The following is a 22,049-nucleotide window of genomic DNA, read 5'->3' on the forward strand; positions in this document are numbered from 1 at the left end:
AAGGCGTTTTGTATTTTATCCCGGTACGGAAAGAAGTTCTTTCGCTGCCGGTCTTCTATTGGCAAGCTCTAATAGTTTCTCTCTTAATTCCTGCGAAGTAAGATGCGGATAAGAAAGCAGCAATTCTTCTATATCCTCTATAAGCAGCTCTGACTTCTTGCCGATATAAATTTTTGGGTAAATCTGTTCTTCATGTACTTCCTCTTCTTGCAGCAATTCTTCGAAAAGTTTTTCTCCTGGCCGGATTCCTGTAAATTCGATTTCAATATCTTCTATGGAATTCCCTGAAAGAATTATTAAGTTTTTGGCAAGGTCCACGATTTTAACAGGATCCCCCATATCCAAGACGAAAATTTCTCCTCCATCTGCAAGTGCACCAGCCTGAATAACCAGTCTCGATGCTTCTGGAATCGTCATGAAATACCTGATCATATCTGGATGAGTAACTGTTACCGGGCCACCATTTTGAATTTGTTTTGTAAAAAGCGGAATGACGCTTCCCCTGCTTCCAAGAACATTTCCAAATCGAACCGCCACAAATCGGGTATCACTGACTGTATCCATATGCTGAATGACCATTTCTGCCAGCCTCTTCGTTGCTCCCATTACACTTGTCGGGTTAACCGCTTTATCGGTAGAAACCATAACAAACGTTTCGACGCCGTTCCAGCTGGCCGCCTGGGCTGCATTTCTTGTTCCGATTAAATTATTTTTGATAGCTTCTTCCGGATTTCTCTCCATAAGAGGCACATGCTTATGCGCTGCTGCATGGTATACCACATGCGGCAAATGTTTAGACATAACATGATTCATTTTATTGAGATCCTGAAGCTCCGCTATTTCTGTAATAAATTCAATGCTTTTGTCCTTATACAGCTCGTTCAGTTCCATTTCAATAGAATAAATGCTGTTTTCACCATGACCCAGAAGAATGAGCTTTTTTGGATGGAACTTCGAAATCTGGCGGCAAATCTCAGATCCTATAGATCCGCCTGCACCTGTTACAAGAACCGTTCTTCCTTCGATATATTCAGAAATGCTCCCGATATCAAGCTTTATCGGTTCTCGCCCAAGCAGGTCCTCAACCTGGACATCTCGGAATTGACTGACAGATATCTTGCCTGTGACTAAATCTTCGAGCATAGGCAAAATCTTTGTTTTCGCACTCGTTTTGCCGCATTCCTGGAAGATCCGGTTCAGCTCTTTTTTCTTAAGGGAAGGAATGGCAATTACAATGTTATCAATATTTAGATTTTCAACAGCTAATGCAATCTGTGGTACTCCTCCTACTACGGGCAGTCCCATTATATCGAGGTTTTGTTTTCTTTTACTGTCATCTATAAATGCGACCGGATGCAATTCTGCTTCCCGATTGTTTTTCAGCTGCCTTGCTACCATGGTTCCCGCAGCTCCAGCTCCGATAATAAGAGTTCGCTTTTTATTGGTGGTTCTTCTAATTAATGTATCTCTATATACCCTCCAGCAAAACCTGGAGCCTCCGATAAGCAGCATATGCAGCATCCAGGTCACAGCAAGGAGTCTGAAATAGACATCGTGAAAAGCAACTTCCTGTACAATTCCTGCTGTCATGATTGAAATGGTTACTGCCTTCATTATCATCAGGAGTTCATCAATGCTCGCGTATTCCCAGGCTTTTTTGTACAGCTTGTAAATATAGGAGAAAATATGATGGCAGATGAGGAGCGTGAAAGAACTGATGATGACGGGCACCGTTAATACATGTATATCTGCAGAAACGATAAAGCGGCTGAAAAACACAGCCGTTAGCACAATGATGGAATCAATCAGAATAAGCAAGGACAGTCTTGTCCGATAAGCCAAACTTTGTCACCCCTTTTGTTTTAATCAGTATTTGAAAACCTTAGCCATAAGCTTCTAAATAAAAGTTCATGACTAAAGTTTTCAATAGTAAAAATGGGGCATTTAACCCCTCCTCACATCACACTTATGACGACTGGCGTCTAAGGTTTATTTAAACCCGCAGCGTAACCGAGTGCCTCCGCAGATAACGGTGAGGAGACATTACCGCATTCCATTCGTTCTTTTTAAAGAACAATTTAAGTGTATGAAGTTCAGGAATCGATTTCAGTTCTCTTTTACTTTGCTTCGTTTAAGATGATCCCTAAGATTGCTGTATCAAATGATTCCAGTCTTTTTCTTGCATCTGTTAGTTTCGATTGATCGGTTTTCCCAACTCTGACAACTAAGATCAAACCCTCACATTGGCTTGCCATTACTTTGACATCTGCCGTTTCAAGAAGGGGAGGCGCGTCTAATACTACACAATCATAATCTTTAAGTGCATAATCTATAATGTTCTTTAAAGCTGAAGTGGCAAGCAGCTCTGAATGGTTAAACTTGATTGCTCCGCTAGTTAAAATATCTAACCGTCCAATTTCAGTTCTCCCTACAGCTTCTTCAAGACGGATATCTCCTCTTAAGACATCGCTGAGTCCGGCCGAATTATCGATCTTGAAAGTGGTATGCAAGCTGGGATTTTTAGAATCTCCATCAATTAACAGCACTTTTCTCCCTTGCTGGGAAAATGAAACAGCCAGATTTACACTTGTAGTAGATTTTCCTTCTTTAAACCCTGGAGAGGTAACGATATATGATTTTAATTTATACGTTTCAGGATTGTGCTGAAGGTTCGTGCGTATGGAACGATATTGGTCGGCAATTTTGGACATTGGGTTGAAATATGAAGTCAGCCTGTGTCTGTCCGTTTTTTTAGAAGCAGCTTTACTTATAGGAAACAACAGATTCACCCCTTACAGACAGCTTCAGCCGCTTATTTTTTATATGCGGTGCCGTTTTGCGGTTCATTTTAGACACCGTCCCAAGGATAGGAATACCGGAAATCTTTTCAGCTTCTGCTTCAGAACGGATACTATCATCAAGAGAATCGAGCAGGAAGATCAGTCCTATACTTAGAACAATTCCAATGATTAGCCCCATCATCATTTTTTTTACCGGACTTTCTTTATAAGGCTCAACTTTCTCTGTTGCCTGTCTGATGATCTTCATATTATTAAAATTCAAGAGTTTAGGAATTTCCTTCATATAATGCTTCATTGTGGAATTTGCAATTTTTGCAGCTATGAGTGGATTGGCATCTGTAACCGTGACCTCCACGATTTGAGATTCTCCAGCAGGGGTAACGATAATTTGGGAAGCAAGTGCTTCTGGAGAGCGATTCAGCTTAAGCTCTTCAGCAACTTTCTTCATAATAACCGGCTCACGCATAACTTCGGTCAGAGTGTTAAAAAATTTTGACTCATCCCTAATCATAATCTTTGCTGATGCACTGTAAACTGGAGTTGTATAATAGGCACTGTATAGGCCGCCCGCTGCAGAAAATAGCAAGGCAAATGCAATTAGAATCCATACTCGTCGCTTAATTACATTAAATAAATTCTTTAAATCTATCTCTTTTTCCACTTGCGCCATCCTTTCTCAAGAGAGAATGTTTTGTTTTTAATAAAGAACGAAAAGGTTAAAAAAAAGAGCTCCTGATGTTTATACTATAAGTCTAGTTCTTTATACCGAACGTGTCAACATTAGAATGGATATTTAGCGGAAAATTTACATAGAATTGACATAATTTTAGTGCCATTTACCATATATTGTTCTTCATAAAGAAATTTACTACTTTTTACCTACAAAATCAACCCTAAAATAGTAAGTTTCAGCCATTTTTTCTAAGTAGAAAGAAAAAAAGAAAAAAGACCCGGTGAATACCAGGCCTTTCTTCATCGTCTTGCTCTTCTATTCTTCACCCAAAGCATTACCGAAATCGGCAGAACACCAAACCACCGGCTCCAAAATGGAGTTCGCGTTTCCTTCTTGAATTCCTTCTGCTGCTGTCTCTGTTCCTTTGGGGTATCCATGTATTTTACGACTTGCTGGGTTACGTATTTAACATAGTCATTGGAAGACATGCTCATTCCTCCTGTCCTTACGTTCAGTATGGACAGAATTGGCGGTTTATAATCTGGAAATGATATCGTCCGCTATGTCTTCAGGGGTTTTGCCTGTTGTATTGATTGTTACAGATCCGTCCAGGTAGCAGGCCAGTCTGCTTTCGTATAATTTTTCAATTTGTTCTTTCGATTTTTCTTTTAACAGAGGGCGTGCTGTATCTTCTTTTAGCCGTTCATAAAGGACATCGAAATCACAGTGCAGGAAGAAGATTTGACCTTTTGTTTTTAGAACATGGCGGTTTTCTTCTTTAATCACGGCTCCGCCACCTGTTGTGACGATAGCTGGGGAATCGGAAAGGCTCTGGAGCATTTCTGTTTCGAAGTTACGAAACTTCTCTTCCCCATATTCGGCGAACATTTCTTTAACCTTCATCCGGTGTTTTTCCTCTAATAGCTGATCCGTATCGTAAACTGGAAGGTTTAATTTTTTTCCAAGCTCGATGCCCGCTGTCGTTTTTCCTGCTCCCATAAATCCGGTTAGTATGACTAATCCCATCTAAATCACTCCGTTAATTCGATGGTTTCTATCATACATCGAACCGCAGATTGCGTCTACCATTCATACCATTTTGATATCAATTGTTTAGGGATGCTGTATTCATAATAGGCATAATACTTGGTCTCTTTATTAAGAGTGATTTCCATGGATACACTTTTCGTCTCTGAAGATACAGATACAATCGTAAAGTGAATCGTTCCATATGGATCTTCAATGTTAAAATCTCCTGTTAAACCCTCCCTCACTTTTTTTGTGGATTGAGCCGCAGCCTTATATGTCAGGTGCTGCAGCAGGTAAAAATTTTTCGTGTCAGCATAATATTTTTTCTCTATTACGAGCAAATTTGTTAAATGGATTGCTGTCATGAAAAACAGAAGCACCAGCATGACTGTAAAGGGATAGATAAAGCCGGTTTTTATATTATCCCGCTCCATTGTTCACAGACCTGATTGATAGAGTGCGGGCCTTTCCGCTCTTGCTGGTTACATGGAAAACAATTCTATTCTTAATGACCTGCATTTCCGCTTTTTCAACCTTCTGCAGAACAATCTCATTTCCAGTTTGATTTACCTGTCTTCTCAAATAGGTTCCGTACCTTTGATAGGTAACCTTCTGCTTTAAGCGATTGGTAAAAGAGAGCGTTTCGCCGTTAATTACAGGCGACTCTGCCCCCTTCAATTCGATAGTTGCCTGTTCGCTGAAAAACTCCCATTCCAAATTGCTGATATCCCGGTACCCTTCCATTGATGTGTAAAAAAACATAATTAGCGGAAAAAGCGAGGAAACGATTAAACTGAATATTCCAAGTGAAAGAAGCATATTCAGAAAAGAGAAGCCAGCTGAATCAGTGAATCTGAAAGCAAATCTCTCTTTTTTTACCGGTGGCGTCATTCCAATACATACAGGATTGTTCTGGATCGTTCTGAATTTTATACTGAACCCCTCCTTCTTCAAACATCACTATTTCCTCAAAAGCCTGTCCCATGATCCGATCTGCTGTATGATTTTGCAATTGTTTTATAGCCTGGATTTCCAGCGATGAGTTTTCACGCTCTTGCATCATGGATACGATCCCCGGCAATAAAGTTAAAACAGCTAAACACCAAATGGAGAAGGCGGCGATGGATTCCAGGAGTGAAAAACCGTTATTGTTTGCTGACAACGAACCGCCCCTTTCCCAGATAGAATGTTATCTGATATGTTTGCTGTCTATAGACGATCCGCACTTTCCCGCTTGCAGAGATATTGCCGTTTGCAAGAAACGATACTTTTAAGCCTAATGTGTCTGTAATAAGTTTCATTCCTTCAGGAAGCCGTCTTTTTATCAAATCTGCCGAGACATCGGCCCTGCCCTCTCTAATTCTATAGCCTGTTTCATTTTCATCGAACAGGAGTGTACAGGGAACCCGGATCATTACAGCGTGCTGCTGTGCATAAAGGATGTCCTTTTGAAGCTGATCGAAAAATTGTTCCACAATCAATTCTTCCTGAATAGGTTTGAAGGAAACAATAGCTGTTAATGAAAGCACAGAAAAGATAGAAAGAACGATGAGGGTTTCGATTAAAGTAAAGCCATTCCTCCTACTTTTCCGGTTCAACAATTGCTCCGTTCGAATCCAGAGTCACTTCTGTTCCATCGGGACACTTATTCGATTTAATGTAACCTTCTGATTGAAGCACAGCAATAGTCGGTACTGTCTCTTTATTCATTCTGTAAGCTTCGGCTTGGGCAGAAATCATATTGCGCAAACCGGAACATCCTTTGTTTTGTATATTGCTGCTGTGATTCGCAATGTTAGGAATGGTAACCAGCAAAAGTATTGTAATGACAAGAAGAACAATCAGCATCTCAATGAGTGTGAACCCTTTTTGATTTTTCATATCATTTCCTCCTAAATTTGATCAATCATTTGATACATGGGGAGAATCATGGACAAGTAAACAAGAAGAACAATAAGTCCGACTGCACTGAAAACAGCTGGCTGGATAACGGATGCTGCCGATGATAGCTTGGATTCAAGTCTTGTAAGTGTGTACTGGCTGTATGTATACAGTTCTCTATGGAGCAATCCGTTTTTTTGTCCATATGCTACGATTTCCGGTAGCTGCTTGTCGTAATAGTGCTTGTCGAAAAGTCTTTCAAAATGCTCACCGTCTCTTAACCGATTGATCATTTCTTTTGCTTCCTCACAAAAAAAAGGATGCAGCGTCTGCTCACTGAAAATCAGCAAGCTTTCGTAGTAAGATAACCCCCCTTTAGAAGGGTGCTTAGCTGAAGACTTATATAATAACTGTTAAACAGCTTGAACCCTTCCCTTAGGATTGGAATTTTCATCAGCAGCCTCATTTGGGAGGATGGCTGGATCCGCCTAAAGTAAAGAAAATAATATCCGATGCATACGGCTGCAGCGGAAGGAACGATGACCGCAGCAGCTGATAGGATTTGAAAGCTTGCAAGTAAAGCTGAGTTTAAAGGGGAGGGTTTCATATCCATAGAATCGTAAACTGAAAGAAATTGCGGGGCGATCACATGCTGGACAATGTATAAAACACCTATCATGATAAATATCAGCAAGACAGGATAGCGGAGCATTTTGCTGATTTTTTTGTATTGCTCCTGCTTCCGATAGAGCAGCTCAGCACTTTCATTTAAGGAAAAAGCTAAGTCGCCATGCTGTTCTGCAAAATACAAATAGGTGACAACATCCCGGTGAAATCTCAAATGCTGCATGATTTTGAAAAACGGTGTACCGCGTTTCAGTTCTTCCAGACAATAAAGAAGATCTGTCCGCTTTTTCTTATCCGTTTGAAGCGATAAAAAACGGAGGGCTTCATCTAAGGAATAGCCTTTTTGAACAAGGCTATTTAAACGAGTGATGAATAGTGACTGGTCACTGCTCTTCCATTTAGTCTTCATTTGAGAAAATCCATCTGTGATAGGCGGCGTTGGATAAAAACCCCAGCGCAATCCCCTTTTTAATCACATCTTTCAAGGTTGGGTACTCTTCCGTTTCTTCTTCCCCTCTTGTTTCCTTAAAAGCAGCAGCTAAATTCTTTCCGTAAAGAAGCTCAAAAACTGCCGCTTTCCTTGCCTTTCTCATCTTTTTGCAAAAAGGTGAACATTTTCCCGGACAGAAAGGACACTTTATATCCACAAGTCTTTGAGCAGACACGGCAATGAGTGTCTGCTCTATTTCGGCCTGAGGCACCCCAAATTCCAGCAATCGGTATAGTGCTCCTTTTGCATTTCGCGTATGCATCGTGCTTAGGACCAGATGTCCGGTTAACGATGCACGTATCGCTATTTTCGCTGTTTCTGAATCCCTGATTTCACCCACCATAATGATATCCGGATCATGCCTTAAAATAGCTCTTAAGCCTGCTGCATAGGTGATACCTGCCTTTTCGTTCACCTGCACCTGCATCATTTCCTGATTTCGAGCTTCTACCGGATCCTCCAGTGTAATAATGTTCCGGTTAAAATGCTTTTTTGCATGGTGAAGCAGCGAGTACAGGGTCGTAGTTTTACCTGAGCCGGTGGGGCCTGTAAAAATCATTAAACCGTGAGAATGATAAAAGAAGGATAGAAGCTTTTTAGTTGCAGAGGGAAATAGAGAGATCCGGGATGATAGAGGAATTTTCTCGCTGGACAAGAGACGAATAACCATACTCTCTTCATAGATTGTAGGAAGAGTTGAAAGACGAATTGGGATCTCTAAATCTTTTAACATAATCGATAAAGCTCCGCTCTGTGGCTTTCTTCGCTCCCCAATGTCCATTGATGCTTCAAATTTCAAGTGGGATATGAGGCGCTGAGACACATCTCTTGGCAGCTGCTGCTGTTTGAGGAGATCATCATCAATCCTGTAAAGAACCTCTGTGTAATGTTCTTTCGGAACGATATGAATATCTGAAGCATGAAGCTCGACTGCCTGATTGACCACATTAGCACATAATGCTTCAATTTCCTGCAATGGATTTGCCCCTTTCATCTATTTGATTTGAAGTATAGACTGAAATGGCTAATCCGTCATATTCATAATTTTGCTTTTTGACAATTGAAAACCAGGAAAATATTAAAAATCACCAATAAAAAAACCGTTTTTTATTTTAAAACGGTCAAAAAGCAAAGAATTCATTCGCTTACGTAATAAATGTATGTCTTATTTTTACGGTTAAGTAAAGATGTTTTTTCATAGTAGATTCTATAACCGATTTGCAAAGATTCATGTCCAGTGTATTTAAGTTTACTCTCCTTCGCAAATGAGCCACTTGAAACAAACACGGGGTTATCGTAGCTTGTTGTAATAGTCCGCATATTAACCGCTACCAGGTAAAATTTATATTCAGCCATTTTGTTAACCACTCCATTAATTCTTTATAAAGAACACCTTAAGTCAGATATGCCACTTATTTTTTACAAAAACAAGGGAATTCCTCATATTTATCTTCTGAAAGTATTTTAAGGAACTTAAAAAATCACCCGCCCGGGTGATTTTTAAGAGACTGACATATGAAGCTGACCATTTTTTGTTAACTTGCTTAAGGCTTGCGGATTATAGCCGACGACCAGTTTTTTTCCATCTGTCAGGATGGGCCGGCGGAGAAGCTTCGGTTCATCGGATAAAAGCTTCAGCAGCGATGACAGATTCATATCTTCTATGTCCAGATTCAGTTCTTTGAAGGTTTGGCTTCTCGTGGCAAGAATTTCATCTATGCCGTCTGTCGTCAGCTGGAGAATTTTTTTAAGTTCATCTGCGTTAGGAGTCTCTCGGAACATATGCCTTTCCTCAAAATCGACCTCGTTTGCTTTCAGCCAGTGTTTAGTTTTTCTGCATGAAGTGCAGCTAGGATAAGTGAAAAAAGTTAAGTCGCTCATATGATCGTTCCTCCTCCATAATTTTCAAAGGCTTTTATAGTCAAGTTCAGTTTATTTGTCTGTATTTGTATTGTACATCATTTGTACATACTTTGTACAATAAAAAGCATTTTAATTATCACTCATTGCAAGGTCCCAAATGTAAACGCTTATTTACAATGAAAGGAAATGTCCTTTATAATATAAGTGGATGGACTAGAGGGGTAAGGGAGGAATTTGCATATGGATCGGATGTTTCGTGTGCTGGGATTCTGGACTGGGATCTTTGCGGTCATGTTTTACTTAGGGGAAATGGAAGAAACGTCTTTGTTATTCTTTGCTCAAACGGTATTTTTTGTATTTTTATCCTATCTTAAATTATCTGAACGAATGTACATTTATATTTTTGGAGCCTATTTAACCGTATTCTTTGTCGGATTCACGTATTGGACTACTTTTATGATGGTTCCTGGTCAAGGAGGCCATTAACTTCGTTCTTAATTTTTTCAATATTAAAAAAGAGGCTGATTTTCAGCCTCTTTTTTTATGGATGAGAACATAAAACGATTCGCTTATTCCTTCGTGAGATAAGAGGGATCGGATGGCCCGATTATCTTTTGCTGCTTTTGAAAATGGATTTGGGTCAGAGGTTTCCTGAAGAAAATCTGTAAGACCGTTCTCCCAAAAAAATTCGGTTTTCTTTTGGACAGCAGCTTTCACCCAGCCAAATTCCGCTGCTTTTTTAATATAGGCTGTTAAAGGTATGTCGTAGGTCAAATCCATTTGAAATGGATGCTTAAAGGGGTCGGGGATAAGAATATGGTTTTTGTAGCCTCGGATTGTCCCTTTTTTGCGTGTTTGCAGCTGTTCTGAGAAATATCCATAATCTGCGGTTACGATGTAAGCATTCCCAAGTTTATTCTGCAGATTCTCCAGCAGTCCGAGCATTGCGATGGGAATCTCGGCCCTATATCCTTCCGGCAGGGTGATTTCAGCCCAAATTAGATAATCAGACAGAGAGTCCTGATGATCTTCTCTCGCTTTGAAGATGAGCTTTCCCTGATCTGCTCCCACACCAATCTCTTCAATCCGTCCCTCTCGGTTTTGAGCGATCTGGACGGGCAATGCATCAAATAGTTCGTTGGAATAGAAAACGCCGGAGAATGCGTCAGGGAGCTCCTGTATGGAAGATAGAACGAATACCTCCAGAGAATCAAGCGCCGCCGCATGGTATGGGCTTGTCTCGATACAATAAACCACTCCTTCCTGATAAGAAGAGGGAGATATCCTTTTCCATTCGTTTAAAAAGGGCTGGATGAATGCCCCGGTGCCGCTTCCCATTTCACAAAAAACCGGGGGTATTTCCCCGGCTTCCACTTTTTTAATAAACCATCTCGCCATAACCGCTCCATAAAATTCGGAAATGGAACTGGACGTATAAAAATCGCCTTCTATGCCGATTTTTTGGCTTCCTGTCATATAATAGCCATGCTTAGGATGGTACAGACATAGACCCATATAGTCCGCAAATGAAAGAAAACCTCCATTTTCTTCGATTTGCTGAATGATCAGGCTTTTCAACTTAAAATCCGTTCAAAAAAGGATTTCGATCCATTTCATCCTGTATCGTTGTTTCTGGGCCGTGACCGGACAGCACAAACGTATCCTCCGGCAGATTCATTAACTGATCATGGATGCTCTTGATTAGCAGCTGATGATCTCCGCCAGGCAAGTCAGTCCTTCCGACTCCCTCTTTGAACAGGACATCTCCGCTGAATACAGCTTTTGTTTCCTCATGATAGTAAGAAACGCTGCCGGGAGAGTGTCCTGGAGTATATAGAACTTGAAATGTAAAATCTTTAAATGTAAGCGGTTCGCCAGGCAGAACAAATTCATCAGCCGGTCTGGCGTGAATAGGTCCTGCCTGGAAGAAATGAGAGCCATTCAGCTCTGGCGACGGCAGCCAGTCCTTCTCCTTTTTATGTACATAGACCGGCACGTTCCACCGGCCGCGTACTTCATCGACAGCACCTATGTGATCAAAATGAGCATGAGTAAGCAATATAGCTAATGGTTTTAAGCCTCTTGCCTGAAGAAGCTGATTCAATTTGTTTCCTTCGCTTCCCGGATCAAAGATAATGCATTCCTTATCTTTATTGCTTAACACGTAACAGTTTGTTTGCAGTGGACCTAGCGGAATTCGTTCCCAATTCATAGCAGCACCCCGTTTATTTTCTTAAATTTATGGCTCTGTTAACCTTGCCTGCTGATTAACGCCTCAAATCCCGCTTTTTTAACACGAGTCTCATGCAGTCCGCCCCAATCACCAGAGTGGCAGAATCAGCAATTAACTTGCCAAATTAATTTAGATATATCCTTTATTATTAAGGAAAATCCGAAAACTTTCAATGATTTGGGATTATGCTGAAATACCTTGCTGCTGAAAGAAACCATGGAAAATTTTAACTCGACTTTCATTTTGAAAACGTTTAAAATTGTTATGAGAACTTGTTTTTATTTTTTCCATGAAGCGATTGCAAGGGGGATTGGCAATGGGGTTGGTCATCATCTTTTCATTAATTTCGCTGTTAGCAGTATTTGGGGTATATCGCGCCTTTAAAGAAAAAAACATGCTCGGGATCATGTTTTGTGTCGCAACAGTCGGCGTGTTTGGCTGGTTCACCATTATGACCGTCATCAGTCATGGATATCCGACTCATCATTAGAAAAACCAGCAGCGCTTCATAACTGCCCCGCCAGACATAAAATGATTGCCGGTTTTATGTTTTAACGGTCAGAGCGCGGTTTCACTGCCTAATTAGAATCGTTTGCCCAAAGAAAAGCTGGCCTCAATTAGGCCAGCTTTTTTATGTAGAGCTTCTTAGTTCTTCTTCAAATGCTTTTGGACACTTTCCAGCTTGCCCTGCATTGTTGTTTTCTTATCTCTTCTGTCATCTATCCGGATGTTGGTTGCTACTCTTGATATGCCCTCCTGAAAAGGTGCTTCATGGATTGCTTGGATCACTTCAAATAATACAGGAAGCTCTCCCTCAATTAACGTATTCATGGGGGTCAGCTGGAATGTTATTTTCCCCTCTGACTTGTACCCTTCTAATATGGTTTGGATACCCGCTACATGAGCGCTGACACTTGGTGTAGCGGTTCCAATTGGTATGATTGTAACATCAGCTATTGGCATGAATCTTTCCTGCCCTTCTTTTCTTTTAAGTATATCATAGACTTAGAAGCTAAAACTTGATCAGGGTTTTCAGACTTCCGGTGATCATATCAAATACCTTTTCAAGCTGAAAACCGTATAATACTTTTGTTCCATCCGGGGAGAACAGCAAGGGCACGTTAACGGCATCTTCAAGACGAACCTTTTTTTTCTCATTGGAAAAAGAAAAAGAAATTAAATCCAGTTTACCCGTTTCTTTGTTGTATTCATAGGTTAGAAACTCTTTCCCATTTGGACTAATTTCCGCTTTAGGAATTTCAGCCGTTCCTTCCATCTGATTCAGAGAAGCAGGGAATCGATGAGTTTTCTTCCCATCATGGATATTGTAATCAATCTCTCCATTTACTTGACTCAAGGTGATCCATGCATTTTTTTTTGCATAGACAGCAAGCACCATTTCTGCCGCCAGTTTTTCCTCGTTTTTTTCCGGATCGAACTGATAAATATCTGATTGCTGCAGGCTATGATCTTTAGCAAAGAGCAGTTTGTCTTCTCCATTCCATTCAGCAAATGGAGCATCTATTGGGTTAGCATCTTCGTATCCGCTCAGTGGATGGTATATGGCGGTCTTGTAGGTCCAATCCTCGTTAAATGCTGTCACGAACAGCCGGTCAGAATTGCTTTTACTCCATGAAAAAGCAAGATCGTGTGATGAAAATTTTTCCTCAAACAACTCTTTTCCCTGTGCGTCAATCAAAAGTAAAACAATTTGTTTTGACGAAGGACTGCCCTGCAGCAGGAGGTAATCGCCTTTAGGAGATGTTTCAAAATGAGTAACTGGCATATTGACGCTGTATAGCTCCGATTTTTCACCAGTGGTTAAGCTGTACGTATACAGGATGGTTTGCTGATCCTCATATTCTGCAAAAACAACCGTATGATTCCCCATCCATCCACCAACCATTTGAAATGTCTGTCCATTCGCTTGGTAGGGAACAATGGAATCCTCCTGTTTCTGCTGATTCTTCTCAATATTTGCTTCAGCAGCGGGGATATTTTGCTGCTCAGCATTTGTACAGCCTGCAGTCACCGCTGCAAGGGCAAAAGCTGCCGTCATCACACGGAATCGATTGCTTCTCATACCTTCTTCACCTTTCTTTTTTCCTGCTTACATATATAAGGCGGCCCAAAAGATACCTTCCCCTTTTTTGCGGATGCTTTCATATTGAACTAGCGGAAGAGGATTTACTCCTAACCCCAATTCAATTGTATAGCCGGAACGGCCCCATTCATGGATAAACCAATCTCTGTAGCCGGCGTGGCTGTCAATATTCCGCACTTCTGTATAACCGCTTAATATAGAAAACTCCTTAACAATTAATGCAGCTTCCTCAGGCTCCCGATTTAAATAGCCCCAGTAAATTTCTTCTCCTTGGGTGTGAAAACATAAAAGCCGGTCGAACCCCTTCTCTTCAGATAGTCGAGCCATTGCCCTGGCTTCTGGTTCTGAAAGCGGACAATCTCCTGGATAATCTCTTGGAGCTGGAGTTTTTGGAAGCTTTCTTTCCTTTTCAATTTCCCAATAGGCAGGGAATTGATTATTTAAATCCACACCTCGAATATTCGCTTTCCATTGAGAAAAATCAAGAGATTGATGGTTGATTTGGAGAACGGTTTTCTTTAAATCGCTATCATCCGGAAGGCCTTCAAGGACAAGGTCGACACCATCCGGATTGACCATAGGAACAACCGAAAGGGAGGTATGCGTATAAAGCTGAAGAGAAGAATGGCCAAATCTGGCTTTTCCGTGAACAAGATCATTTGCATATTGTTCAAGCCAATCCATTAATACAGCAGAAGTAATCCATTCGTTTGCGTGGAAGGAGGCATTCATATGAACGTTTCTTTTTCCTGTACCCATTGTTATCTCTATTATAGGCTGATTTCGTATACTTTTTCCAATTATATGAGTGCGAATAAACGGGTACTTTAGAACCATTTTTTCTATATCACGATAGAAACAAGCTGATGTATAGCTTTTTTGTCTAAACACGATGCGTTCTGAAACTTTCACTGCTTTATCGCAGCCCTCCATTGCATCCTCCGGTTCAAAGGCTGACGGGATTGAAAGGCCGGTTAGCCCCCACTCATATCCAGGGATATTCACAATGGCTTCAGATGGAATGGGATCGGTTAACGTCTGATTGGATTGTTCAATTAAAATCGCGGGAATCTCAAAGTACGCTGCCAGGGCGTTTATTTCAACACTTTCTTTCAGTCTGATCTTCAAAGTAAATCCCCCTTTCATACAATTCATTTTATGAGAGGGATACTCCTTTCTGAACCAGTGAAAATGAGCCATTTGTCTATAGAAAAAAGAGAGGGTTTGGTTCATTTTCCCTAAAAAAAGAGCCTTGGTCATGTGACCAAAGCTCCTGAGCCTGCTATTTTTTTTCTGCCGATTTTTGTTCTTCTTTGTTGTAGAATCTTAACAAATCGCTATAGATAATTTTGTCTGAGTAGTCAAGCTCTTTCTTAGCTTTATCAACGTATGGTTCACACACATTTTCATCTTTTGCAGGCTGTCCAGTACTCTTATCGTAGCAAATATTATCGGTGTAGACATATTTATCTGTCACAAAGCTTCCGTCACGCATGACAGTGAATGGAAGGCGATCTTTAGAAAATAGGTCATTTCCAAACTCTACTTGATCTTTTGTATCAATACCCAGCAGGTTCATGATAGTAGGGCGAATATCAATCTGTCCGCCTACAGTATCAATCTCCTTAGGATTCTTATCTGTTACACCGGGAATATGAACGATAAACGGAACACGCTGAAGCTGTTCAGATTCAAAAGGAGTAACTTCTTTTCCTAAAAACTTAGCCATTGCTTCATTGTGATTTTCAGAAATACCGTAATGGTCTCCGTAGAATACAATGATGGAGTTATCATATAGTCCATCTTCTTTCAGCTTCTCAATAAAACGTTTGACAGCATCATCCTGATATTTAACTGTAGTAAAATAATTATTCAGTGTTTTACTGTTCGAATCGAATTTATCAATGGTTATATCTTCTTCACTTAATTCAAACGGGAAGTGATTCGTAAGTGTAATGGACTTGGAATAAAACGGCTGCTTCATTTCTTTCATATGGTCTGCCGTTTGTTCAAAAAACTCTTTATCCTTAAGCCCCCAGCCAACGGAAGTTTCCGGCGTTACCTTATAGCTGTTTACGTCATAGAATTTATCATACCCAAATGAATTGTAAATGAGATCGCGGTTCCAGAAAGATTTGTTATTTGCATGGAATGCAGCTGTTGTATATCCATTTTGCTTCATAATCTCCGGAGCAGCATTGAATTCGTTGTCAGGGTTTGTAAAGAAGACAGCTCCCCTGCCAAGCGGATATAAAGAATTTTCTACAAGGAATTCTGCATCAGAAGTTTTCCCCTGTCCTGTCTGATGATAAAAATTAGTGAAGTTGTAACTCTGTTTTGCCAAATCATTCAAATATGGAGAAATCTCCTGGCCGTTCAATTTTTTTTCATTCAATACAAATGACTGAGTAGATTCAAGAGAAACCATAATGACGTTGCGGCCTTTAGCGATTCCCTTCATATCTTGATTTGGCTCTTTTTTATTTGCTTTAATATAGTTTTGAATTTCTGTTAAATTTGTGCTGTCTGCCATTGCACGCTGTGCAGACGTTTTAGATTGAATAATTCCATCATAGACATGGAAGTTATATACACTGATGTTTTTAACAAGCATTTCACGGTCGAAAGATCTTGTTAGCAGCTGCGGGCGTTCTGTTTCAGCAAGGCCAAGATTAAAAAAGAAGATCGCTGCTACCAGTAAATAATATGCAGAGCGTTCTTTTCTTGTTGCCCGAGACTCAGAGCGGAAAGCAGGTTTCCTAAGCAGCCAGAACATGATGATCAAGTCTACAAACAGCAGAATATCAACAGGCTGGAACAATGAAGAAATACTGCTTCCAAGGTCGCCCATGTTGCTTGACTGGAACAATACCGGAATGGTAAGGAAATCATTAAAGAATCGGAAAAAGACCATGTTGGCAAGCAGGATAACAGTTAGCAGGATGCTGACTATAAATACATACCCGTTCCTGTTCTTTTCCTTCATAAACAATCCGATTCCAAAAATAAAGAGCAGGAAGCTGAGCGGATTGATAAAAAGGATAAATTCCTGTTTCCAGTTTTCAATTTTAATGTCGAAACTAGTTTTATAGACAATGTAAGTTTTAAGCCACATGAACAATGTAGCTATGAGCAAAAAAGAAATTTTTGATATTGAGTTTTTACGCATTCATTTACCTCCTCGTCCGGCAGAACTGCGCATTGCTTTCATCTATTCTTTTCCCAAATAAAGTAAAGGATTTATTAACAAGCTAAATCATATCTTAATACTTCGTTTACAAAAAATCAATGCTTTTAATACTTAGATTACATAACAATGGTAGAATTATATTTTGACTGTAATCTATACCCCTTGCAGAATCAAGGCAAACCGGTTTATATTACAGCTTGTTAAAGACTTTTAGTTTTTATTACATATTCTTTTTAAGCAGCTGTACCGCTGTTTTGAACAAAGAGCTAAGAGAGGTTGATTTTTACCGGTATCCATTAGTCAGCATCACAGCAATTTTTAGAATCGTGCCTTTATAGATGCACTTCTTATACATTTCACCATTTTAAGCTCAAAAACATTCATAAAAAAGGAGCCTCATGCAAAGGCTCCTTTTTAATATGCACATACTCGCTTTTCCCCATTAATATTCAGTGAGTAAGGTTTTCGCAAGCCAAGCTCCGCCGATTACACCTGCATCATTTCCAAGAGTGGCAATTTCAATAGCTGCCCCTTCTGCGACTCTTGGGAAAGCATATTTCTTAAAGTACTTCTCTACATGCACCCTCAAATATTCACCGGCTTTTGAAACCCCGCCGCCAATTACGATTTTCTCCGGGTTAAGGCCATTAGCCAGGCTGGAAAGGGCAAGACCAAGATGGAAGCTCACAAATTCAACGGTCTCCTGAGCAATGACATCGCCTTTAGCTGCGAATTCAAAAACGTCTTTAGAAGAAATTTCTCCTGTTTCATTTAGTGCATTCCTCAGCAGGCTATCCTGATCAGACTCCCCAAGCTTTTCTTTGGCAATTCTGACAATCCCTGTTGCGGATGCTACTGTCTCAAGACAGCCTGATTTGCCGCAGTTGCAAGGAGCTCCGCCTTCCGGAATAGATGTAATGTGACCGATTTCTCCTCCGGCTCCATTAACGCCGTGGATGACGTTGCCATTTGAAATGATACCGCCGCCGACTCCGGTTCCAAGAGTCACTAAAATGACATCCTTCGCTCCATCGCCTGCACCTCTCCACATTTCGCCGATTGCTGCAATGTTCGCATCATTATCAATCACAGCAGGGAGACCTGTTTCCACCTCAAGATGGTCTTTAAGCGGATAGTTCAGCCAGCCAAGATTGACCGTTTGATAAACAAGTCCCGATGCAAGATCAACAGGGCCTGGAGCACCCATTCCAATTCCCGCCAATCTGGATTTTGTTTCCCCAAGTTCCTGCAGTTTTGCATCAATCGCTTTCGCAATATCCATTGTAATCGTCTTTCCTGTTTTATCAGTAGGGATTTCCCACTTGCTGACCATTTCTCCGTAAAGGGAAATAAAAGCCATCTTAATTGTGGTTCCTCCCAAATCTACACCAACCAGCCACTTCTCGCTCATGTCTCTCAGTCCTTTGTCTAATAAATTAAGGAAACCGCTTGCACAAAATTAATTAATTAACGTTCTCTTTTCTCCCGCTCGATCTGTGCTTCGTGGCGAAGGATCAGCAGAGCCATTTGGAAAACCTGCGTTTCAATCAGCTTTGATTCATAAAGCTGCCTAACCTCGTCTTCCATCAGTTCGAGGTCTGCCACCCGGTCCCCGATATAAATAATTGTCCCGTACTTTTTTAAAAGCTGTCGGACATCATAAACTGTATTCAAGCCTTCACCTCATTTATTGCACAAGTACTTCCATATATAAGGTATCGGAGAATGTAAGTGTAGTCAAGAAAAAAAAGCCTGAATTTATGCAGATACAAACAGTTAAAATGGCTGCAGGAATCCCCTGCAGCCATCCATTTAACGTCACCATCTTGAATAGCCGAACGCCGCAAGAGAAACAGCCAGAACCAGTCCTGCTGCAGCAGCCAATCCCTGTCTTACCGATTTGGACTGCGAAGGCAGCTGCACAGCAAATGCTGCAGCCATGCCGCCAATAAGTCCGCCTATGTGTCCTGCGTTATCAATATTGGATATTGTGAAACCTAAAGCAAGGTTGATGCCAATCACCACCAGGATGTTTGGTCCGATCGTGCGCAAAAATAAATCACGCTGGACGACGCCAAGATAAAGCAGCGCACCAAAGCAGCCGAAAATGGCTCCCGAAGCACCGGCTGAAATCGATGTATTAAATGCAAAGCTTGCGAGGGTCCCCATGATTCCAGAAAAGAAATAAATCATCAAAAACCTGGCTGAGCCGAACATTTTCTCAACCGCTTCTCCAATGAAATAAAGCGCCATTGAGTTCATCAGAAGATGAATGAAGCCAATGTGGAGGAACATGGGCGTAATAAGCCTCCACCATTCACCTTCCATAATATAAGGATTGAATTTAGCACCGAAGTTCACAAGCGTCTGGTTATTCTGGCTCCCTCCTGCAAGCTCCATAAGGATAAACACAATAATTTGGATTGCAAGGAGAATTTTTGTGAATCTTGGTTTCCCATACTCAAACAGCTTTCTTTCCTGAGTTACCCGTGTATTTTCTTTCTCAATAACCTTGGCCCTGTAAGAATGAAGCTCCTCGTAGTCCGTGATTTCCGGAAGTTCTTTTTCCAGGCGGACAGATAGCATATCCTCCATTGAAATAATGCCCTCAGACCTGATTTCATCATAAATAAGTACATTTTTAAGTACAATATTTCCGTGGGAATAAGGCTTTTCGACAAGATGCTCCCAGTCATCCACAGGAGCGAAAGCGGAAATATAGATGTTTAGAATATTCATGGATTTTCTTCCAGCATCTTTCCGGATTTCATCAAACATACTCGCCGCACGTTCCATATCCTGCTCAAGCCTGTTTCCCCAATCTGCATCCATTCTTACAAAACGGACAAGCTGAAAATCAGCAACCCGCTGGCTTTCCAGCCAAACTTCATTTTGATCCTCTGCCATTGTGACAAAGCGGTACTTTCTGTCCATCAGCTGACCGATGATACTCCAATAAAAAACATCCTGCTCTAACGCCATTGCAACCTCTCCAGCACCCATTTTTGTTATGGATATTATATCAAGACCCTCCTTGAAATAGAAAGGGTTAACACTTGCATTTGAGGAAATGAAAAAAGCATCAGATGAATTTCTGATGCCTCATTCGTAGGTTTTAGGGTTCTCACAAACTTTGTTCCTATGAATGCGGTTTGTTGCTCACATTCCTTCGGGAGGCGGGTGGTGAGGGCCCAGGTCCCCTGCAAGGCGCACAGCGCCTGCCGGAGTCTCGCCTATCCCGCATGCTGCGAGAGGAGTCCCCCACTATCCGCTCGTGCTGTTAAAAGAATGCTTTATGCAGAAACTTATCTCTTACAAATGGAATTCTTAAGGAAAGCCGGATGAAAAATGCCCGCATTGTCTGGTTTCCGAGAATCAGGTTCAGTAAGCGGTATCTGAATTGGTATAAAAGATAACCGCCAAGCAAAGCAAGCAGGTAGCCTATTACTCGATTCATAAAAATCCCTCCTGCTCATACTGTTTGCCGACATTCTCGATTTTATCCGTATCTTTGTAATTTTTAACAGGCTATTCTCAGGATGTTTAGAATAGGAAAACCACAGCGGCAGATAAAGCAGCTGCAATACAGATGGAGATCATATTCACTGCATCGTTATTCAAGAACGAGTATCCTTGAACGACACGGCCTTTTACACTGCAATGTATTTTCTTCTCTGTTACTTTTCCGCATACAGGACATTCGTACTTTACTTGTACCGTTCCTCCCAGAAGTGTATCTGCCAGATTTCCTCCGAACCCGACCAGCGCAATCATTAGTCCCCATGTCCAGTCCAGATTAAAAACAAAGACGGAAAGAACCGCGATGAAACCAGCGCCGGCTGCAGCGGCAGCGGTACCTAGAAGAGAGACTGCTCCCGACGTTCCTTTTACAGTCTTCTTTAAAGACAGCAGCATGCGAGGAGCTTTTTTACTGAGTGTGCCAATTTCAGATGCCCATGTGTCTGAATTTGCAGCTGCAATCGAAGTACAGAAAACAGCAGTCCACAAATCCGCTCCGGTCAGCCAAAATAGGAAGCTTGCAATCGAAGAGATTCCGCCATTTGCCATAACCTGAACAGAGTCCCGGCGGTCACCCTTTTCCAGCATCTCATCCAGCACTTTTTTCTTATTCCGCTTATATTTGCTCAGCAGACTTGAGCTGGCGAAAAATGCTCCAAGCAAAAACAGTCCATGAAAGCCATACCCCAGATAAATTAAAAGTCCGATCAGGCATGCGGCGGCGGCACCGCTTAAGGTCAAAGACCTGATTTTCCATCCTGCCAGTGAAATCAGCCCGATTAATAGAAGCCCTATGATATGTATGGGATTACTCACGGCAATGAAGCACCTCTTTTTCAGTTATGATTCTTTGAACAGGTACATCAAAGTTTTCGGAAGGAACAAGAGGAAGAACCTGACACGAAAAGGCAAGAGACACTGTATGGCCGGTAAAATTCTGCAAATAACGGTCATAATATCCTCCGCCATAGCCAATGCGGTAGCCTCTGCTGTCAAAGCATAGCCCTGGTACGGCCAGCATTTCAATGTCACATTTATCCACCGGATCCGTCATACTTGGAATAGGCTCTTGCAGCCCGTAATATACAGTTTCCAGCTGGTTAAATGATGTAATTACCCTGAATTCCATCTCTTTCGATGCCGGAAAACATTTAGGGACCGCAATTCGTTTTCCCTCTTTCCAGCCTTTTTCGATGATGCTCCTTGTATTTGCTTCCCTATTTTGTGAAATGGTTAACCCGATTGTTCTGGCATTTTTCCAAAGCGGGGATGTTAGGAATTGCTGTTCTATCAATAGAGAGTACTCATTATATTGAACATCGTCCATTTTTTGGAGCTTAATTTTCATCTGCTCCCGTAAGCTTGTTTTCTTCATTTTTTATTCACCGCTTTTATATGTACTGATTCTATTATATATGCAAGCTTTTACATTCACAGTAAAATCCATAAAAAAAACAGCAGGAATGAATTCCCTGCTGCTTACTTTGTTTCGCGGTGCACTGTCATTTTTTTCTCTCTGGAGCAATATTTTTTAAGCTCCATACGATCCGGGTTATTACGTTTATTCTTTTTAGAGATATAGTTACGCTCACCACAGTCAGTGCAAGCAAGTGTAATATTCACACGCATGATTATCCCT

General features: G+C 41.1%; 29 protein-coding genes. 2 read left to right on the plus strand and 27 right to left on the minus strand.

Annotated features, from left to right (window positions below; genetic code table 11):
- Window positions 1-15: 15 nt before the first annotated feature.
- The 14 genes from J9317_RS12900 to J9317_RS12965 all read right to left on the minus strand — a co-directional run bounded on the left by J9317_RS12900 (window position 16) and on the right by J9317_RS12965 (window position 9,382).
- Window positions 16-1,842 carry a polysaccharide biosynthesis protein gene (locus J9317_RS12900; RefSeq protein ID WP_211559211.1) on the minus strand — a complete coding sequence of 609 codons (1,827 nt, stop codon included), beginning with the start codon at window positions 1,840-1,842 and terminating at the stop codon, window positions 16-18.
- A gap of 275 nt (window positions 1,843-2,117) precedes the next feature.
- Window positions 2,118-2,780: a CpsD/CapB family tyrosine-protein kinase gene (locus J9317_RS12905; protein ID WP_211559213.1), complete on the minus strand. Its 663-nt coding sequence runs from the start codon at window positions 2,778-2,780 to the stop codon at window positions 2,118-2,120.
- Window positions 2,764-3,462, minus strand: a complete 699-nt coding sequence (locus J9317_RS12910) for a YveK family protein (protein WP_211559215.1) — start codon at window positions 3,460-3,462, stop codon at window positions 2,764-2,766. The genes J9317_RS12905 and J9317_RS12910 overlap by 17 nt, the downstream gene beginning before the upstream one ends.
- 311 nt (window positions 3,463-3,773) lie before the next feature.
- Window positions 3,774-3,962: a YqzE family protein gene (locus J9317_RS12915; protein ID WP_211559217.1), complete on the minus strand. Its 189-nt coding sequence runs from the start codon at window positions 3,960-3,962 to the stop codon at window positions 3,774-3,776.
- A 46-nt stretch (window positions 3,963-4,008) separates the two neighbouring features.
- Entirely contained in the window at window positions 4,009-4,500 is a 492-nt protein-coding gene (locus J9317_RS12920) for a shikimate kinase (RefSeq protein ID WP_211559219.1), read from the minus strand.
- Window positions 4,501-4,556: 56 nt separating this feature from the next.
- Window positions 4,557-4,937, minus strand: coding sequence for a competence type IV pilus minor pilin ComGG (gene comGG / locus J9317_RS12925; protein ID WP_211559221.1), 381 nt, complete (start codon window positions 4,935-4,937; stop codon window positions 4,557-4,559).
- Window positions 4,924-5,394, minus strand: a complete 471-nt coding sequence (comGF, locus tag J9317_RS20840) for a competence type IV pilus minor pilin ComGF (protein WP_284143276.1) — start codon at window positions 5,392-5,394, stop codon at window positions 4,924-4,926. The genes comGG and comGF overlap by 14 nt, the downstream gene beginning before the upstream one ends.
- Entirely contained in the window at window positions 5,348-5,665 is a 318-nt protein-coding gene (locus tag J9317_RS12935) for a type II secretion system protein (protein ID WP_211559224.1), read from the minus strand. Before J9317_RS12935 ends, comGF begins: the two co-directional genes overlap by 47 nt.
- Entirely contained in the window at window positions 5,649-6,101 is a 453-nt protein-coding gene (comGD, locus tag J9317_RS12940) for a competence type IV pilus minor pilin ComGD (RefSeq protein WP_211559226.1), read from the minus strand. The genes J9317_RS12935 and comGD overlap by 17 nt, the downstream gene beginning before the upstream one ends.
- A complete protein-coding gene (comGC, locus tag J9317_RS12945; protein ID WP_211559228.1) occupies window positions 6,085-6,384 on the minus strand; it encodes a competence type IV pilus major pilin ComGC in 300 nt (99 codons plus the stop codon). Before comGC ends, comGD begins: the two co-directional genes overlap by 17 nt.
- Window positions 6,385-6,395: 11 nt before the next feature.
- On the minus strand, window positions 6,396-6,734 hold the full coding sequence (locus J9317_RS12950; RefSeq protein WP_211559230.1) for a type II secretion system F family protein: 339 nt from the start codon (window positions 6,732-6,734) through the stop codon (window positions 6,396-6,398).
- Window positions 6,728-7,420: a type II secretion system F family protein gene (locus tag J9317_RS12955; RefSeq protein WP_211559232.1), complete on the minus strand. Its 693-nt coding sequence runs from the start codon at window positions 7,418-7,420 to the stop codon at window positions 6,728-6,730. Before J9317_RS12955 ends, J9317_RS12950 begins: the two co-directional genes overlap by 7 nt.
- Window positions 7,410-8,477 carry a competence type IV pilus ATPase ComGA gene (gene comGA / locus J9317_RS12960; RefSeq protein ID WP_284143277.1) on the minus strand — a complete coding sequence of 356 codons (1,068 nt, stop codon included), beginning with the start codon at window positions 8,475-8,477 and terminating at the stop codon, window positions 7,410-7,412. Before comGA ends, J9317_RS12955 begins: the two co-directional genes overlap by 11 nt.
- Before the next feature lie 524 nt (window positions 8,478-9,001).
- The gene (locus tag J9317_RS12965) at window positions 9,002-9,382 is read right to left on the minus strand and encodes a Spx/MgsR family RNA polymerase-binding regulatory protein (protein ID WP_211559236.1); all 381 of its coding nucleotides are present in this window, start codon (window positions 9,380-9,382) and stop codon (window positions 9,002-9,004) included.
- Window positions 9,383-9,604: 222 nt separating this feature from the next.
- Between J9317_RS12965 and J9317_RS12970 the strand changes: the two genes are divergently transcribed.
- Entirely contained in the window at window positions 9,605-9,850 is a 246-nt protein-coding gene (locus J9317_RS12970) for a DUF2626 domain-containing protein (RefSeq protein WP_035403945.1), read from the plus strand.
- 42 nt (window positions 9,851-9,892) lie between these two features.
- Here J9317_RS12970 and J9317_RS12975 read toward each other — a convergent pair whose 3' ends face one another.
- Both J9317_RS12975 and J9317_RS12980 read right to left on the minus strand, forming a co-directional pair.
- On the minus strand, window positions 9,893-10,942 hold the full coding sequence (locus J9317_RS12975) for an SAM-dependent methyltransferase (protein WP_211559238.1): 1,050 nt from the start codon (window positions 10,940-10,942) through the stop codon (window positions 9,893-9,895).
- Window position 10,943: 1 nt separating this feature from the next.
- Window positions 10,944-11,576, minus strand: a complete 633-nt coding sequence (locus J9317_RS12980) for an MBL fold metallo-hydrolase (RefSeq protein WP_211559240.1) — start codon at window positions 11,574-11,576, stop codon at window positions 10,944-10,946.
- A gap of 337 nt (window positions 11,577-11,913) precedes the next feature.
- Here J9317_RS12980 and J9317_RS12985 point away from each other — a divergent pair, with 337 nt between their 5' ends.
- The gene (locus tag J9317_RS12985; RefSeq protein ID WP_211559242.1) at window positions 11,914-12,087 is read left to right on the plus strand and encodes a DUF2759 domain-containing protein; all 174 of its coding nucleotides are present in this window, start codon (window positions 11,914-11,916) and stop codon (window positions 12,085-12,087) included.
- Window positions 12,088-12,242: 155 nt separating this feature from the next.
- Here J9317_RS12985 and J9317_RS12990 read toward each other — a convergent pair whose 3' ends face one another.
- From J9317_RS12990 to rpmG, 11 genes are all read right to left on the minus strand, one after another.
- Window positions 12,243-12,560 carry an MTH1187 family thiamine-binding protein gene (locus tag J9317_RS12990; RefSeq protein WP_211559244.1) on the minus strand — a complete coding sequence of 106 codons (318 nt, stop codon included), beginning with the start codon at window positions 12,558-12,560 and terminating at the stop codon, window positions 12,243-12,245.
- A 49-nt stretch (window positions 12,561-12,609) separates the two neighbouring features.
- Window positions 12,610-13,680, minus strand: a complete 1,071-nt coding sequence (locus J9317_RS12995; protein WP_211559246.1) for a YqgU-like beta propeller domain-containing protein — start codon at window positions 13,678-13,680, stop codon at window positions 12,610-12,612.
- A 27-nt stretch (window positions 13,681-13,707) separates the two neighbouring features.
- Window positions 13,708-14,829, minus strand: coding sequence for a M14 family metallopeptidase (locus tag J9317_RS13000; RefSeq protein WP_249292165.1), 1,122 nt, complete (start codon window positions 14,827-14,829; stop codon window positions 13,708-13,710).
- A 154-nt stretch (window positions 14,830-14,983) separates the two neighbouring features.
- Window positions 14,984-16,870 carry an LTA synthase family protein gene (locus J9317_RS13005; protein ID WP_211559247.1) on the minus strand — a complete coding sequence of 629 codons (1,887 nt, stop codon included), beginning with the start codon at window positions 16,868-16,870 and terminating at the stop codon, window positions 14,984-14,986.
- A gap of 463 nt (window positions 16,871-17,333) precedes the next feature.
- Complete coding sequence (locus tag J9317_RS13010) at window positions 17,334-18,302, minus strand: ROK family glucokinase (protein ID WP_211559249.1); 969 nt, start codon at window positions 18,300-18,302, stop codon at window positions 17,334-17,336.
- A gap of 56 nt (window positions 18,303-18,358) precedes the next feature.
- Entirely contained in the window at window positions 18,359-18,565 is a 207-nt protein-coding gene (locus J9317_RS13015; RefSeq protein WP_035403929.1) for a YqgQ family protein, read from the minus strand.
- 144 nt (window positions 18,566-18,709) lie between these two features.
- Complete coding sequence (locus J9317_RS13020; protein ID WP_211559251.1) at window positions 18,710-19,873, minus strand: rhomboid family intramembrane serine protease; 1,164 nt, start codon at window positions 19,871-19,873, stop codon at window positions 18,710-18,712.
- A 298-nt stretch (window positions 19,874-20,171) separates the two neighbouring features.
- Window positions 20,172-20,348 (minus strand): hypothetical protein, encoded by a 177-nt coding sequence (locus J9317_RS13025; protein ID WP_211559253.1) that lies wholly within the window; start codon window positions 20,346-20,348, stop codon window positions 20,172-20,174.
- A gap of 86 nt (window positions 20,349-20,434) precedes the next feature.
- On the minus strand, window positions 20,435-21,226 hold the full coding sequence (locus J9317_RS13030) for a DUF92 domain-containing protein (RefSeq protein ID WP_347880527.1): 792 nt from the start codon (window positions 21,224-21,226) through the stop codon (window positions 20,435-20,437).
- A complete protein-coding gene (locus J9317_RS13035) occupies window positions 21,219-21,785 on the minus strand; it encodes a 5-formyltetrahydrofolate cyclo-ligase (protein ID WP_211559255.1) in 567 nt (188 codons plus the stop codon). The genes J9317_RS13030 and J9317_RS13035 overlap by 8 nt, the downstream gene beginning before the upstream one ends.
- A gap of 104 nt (window positions 21,786-21,889) precedes the next feature.
- Entirely contained in the window at window positions 21,890-22,039 is a 150-nt protein-coding gene (gene rpmG / locus J9317_RS13040) for a 50S ribosomal protein L33 (protein WP_035403921.1), read from the minus strand.
- Window positions 22,040-22,049 lie beyond the last annotated feature (10 nt).

It is taken from the genome of Metabacillus flavus, assembly GCF_018283675.1.
GTDB classification, from domain to species: Bacteria; Bacillota; Bacilli; order Bacillales; family Bacillaceae; genus Metabacillus_B; species Metabacillus_B flavus.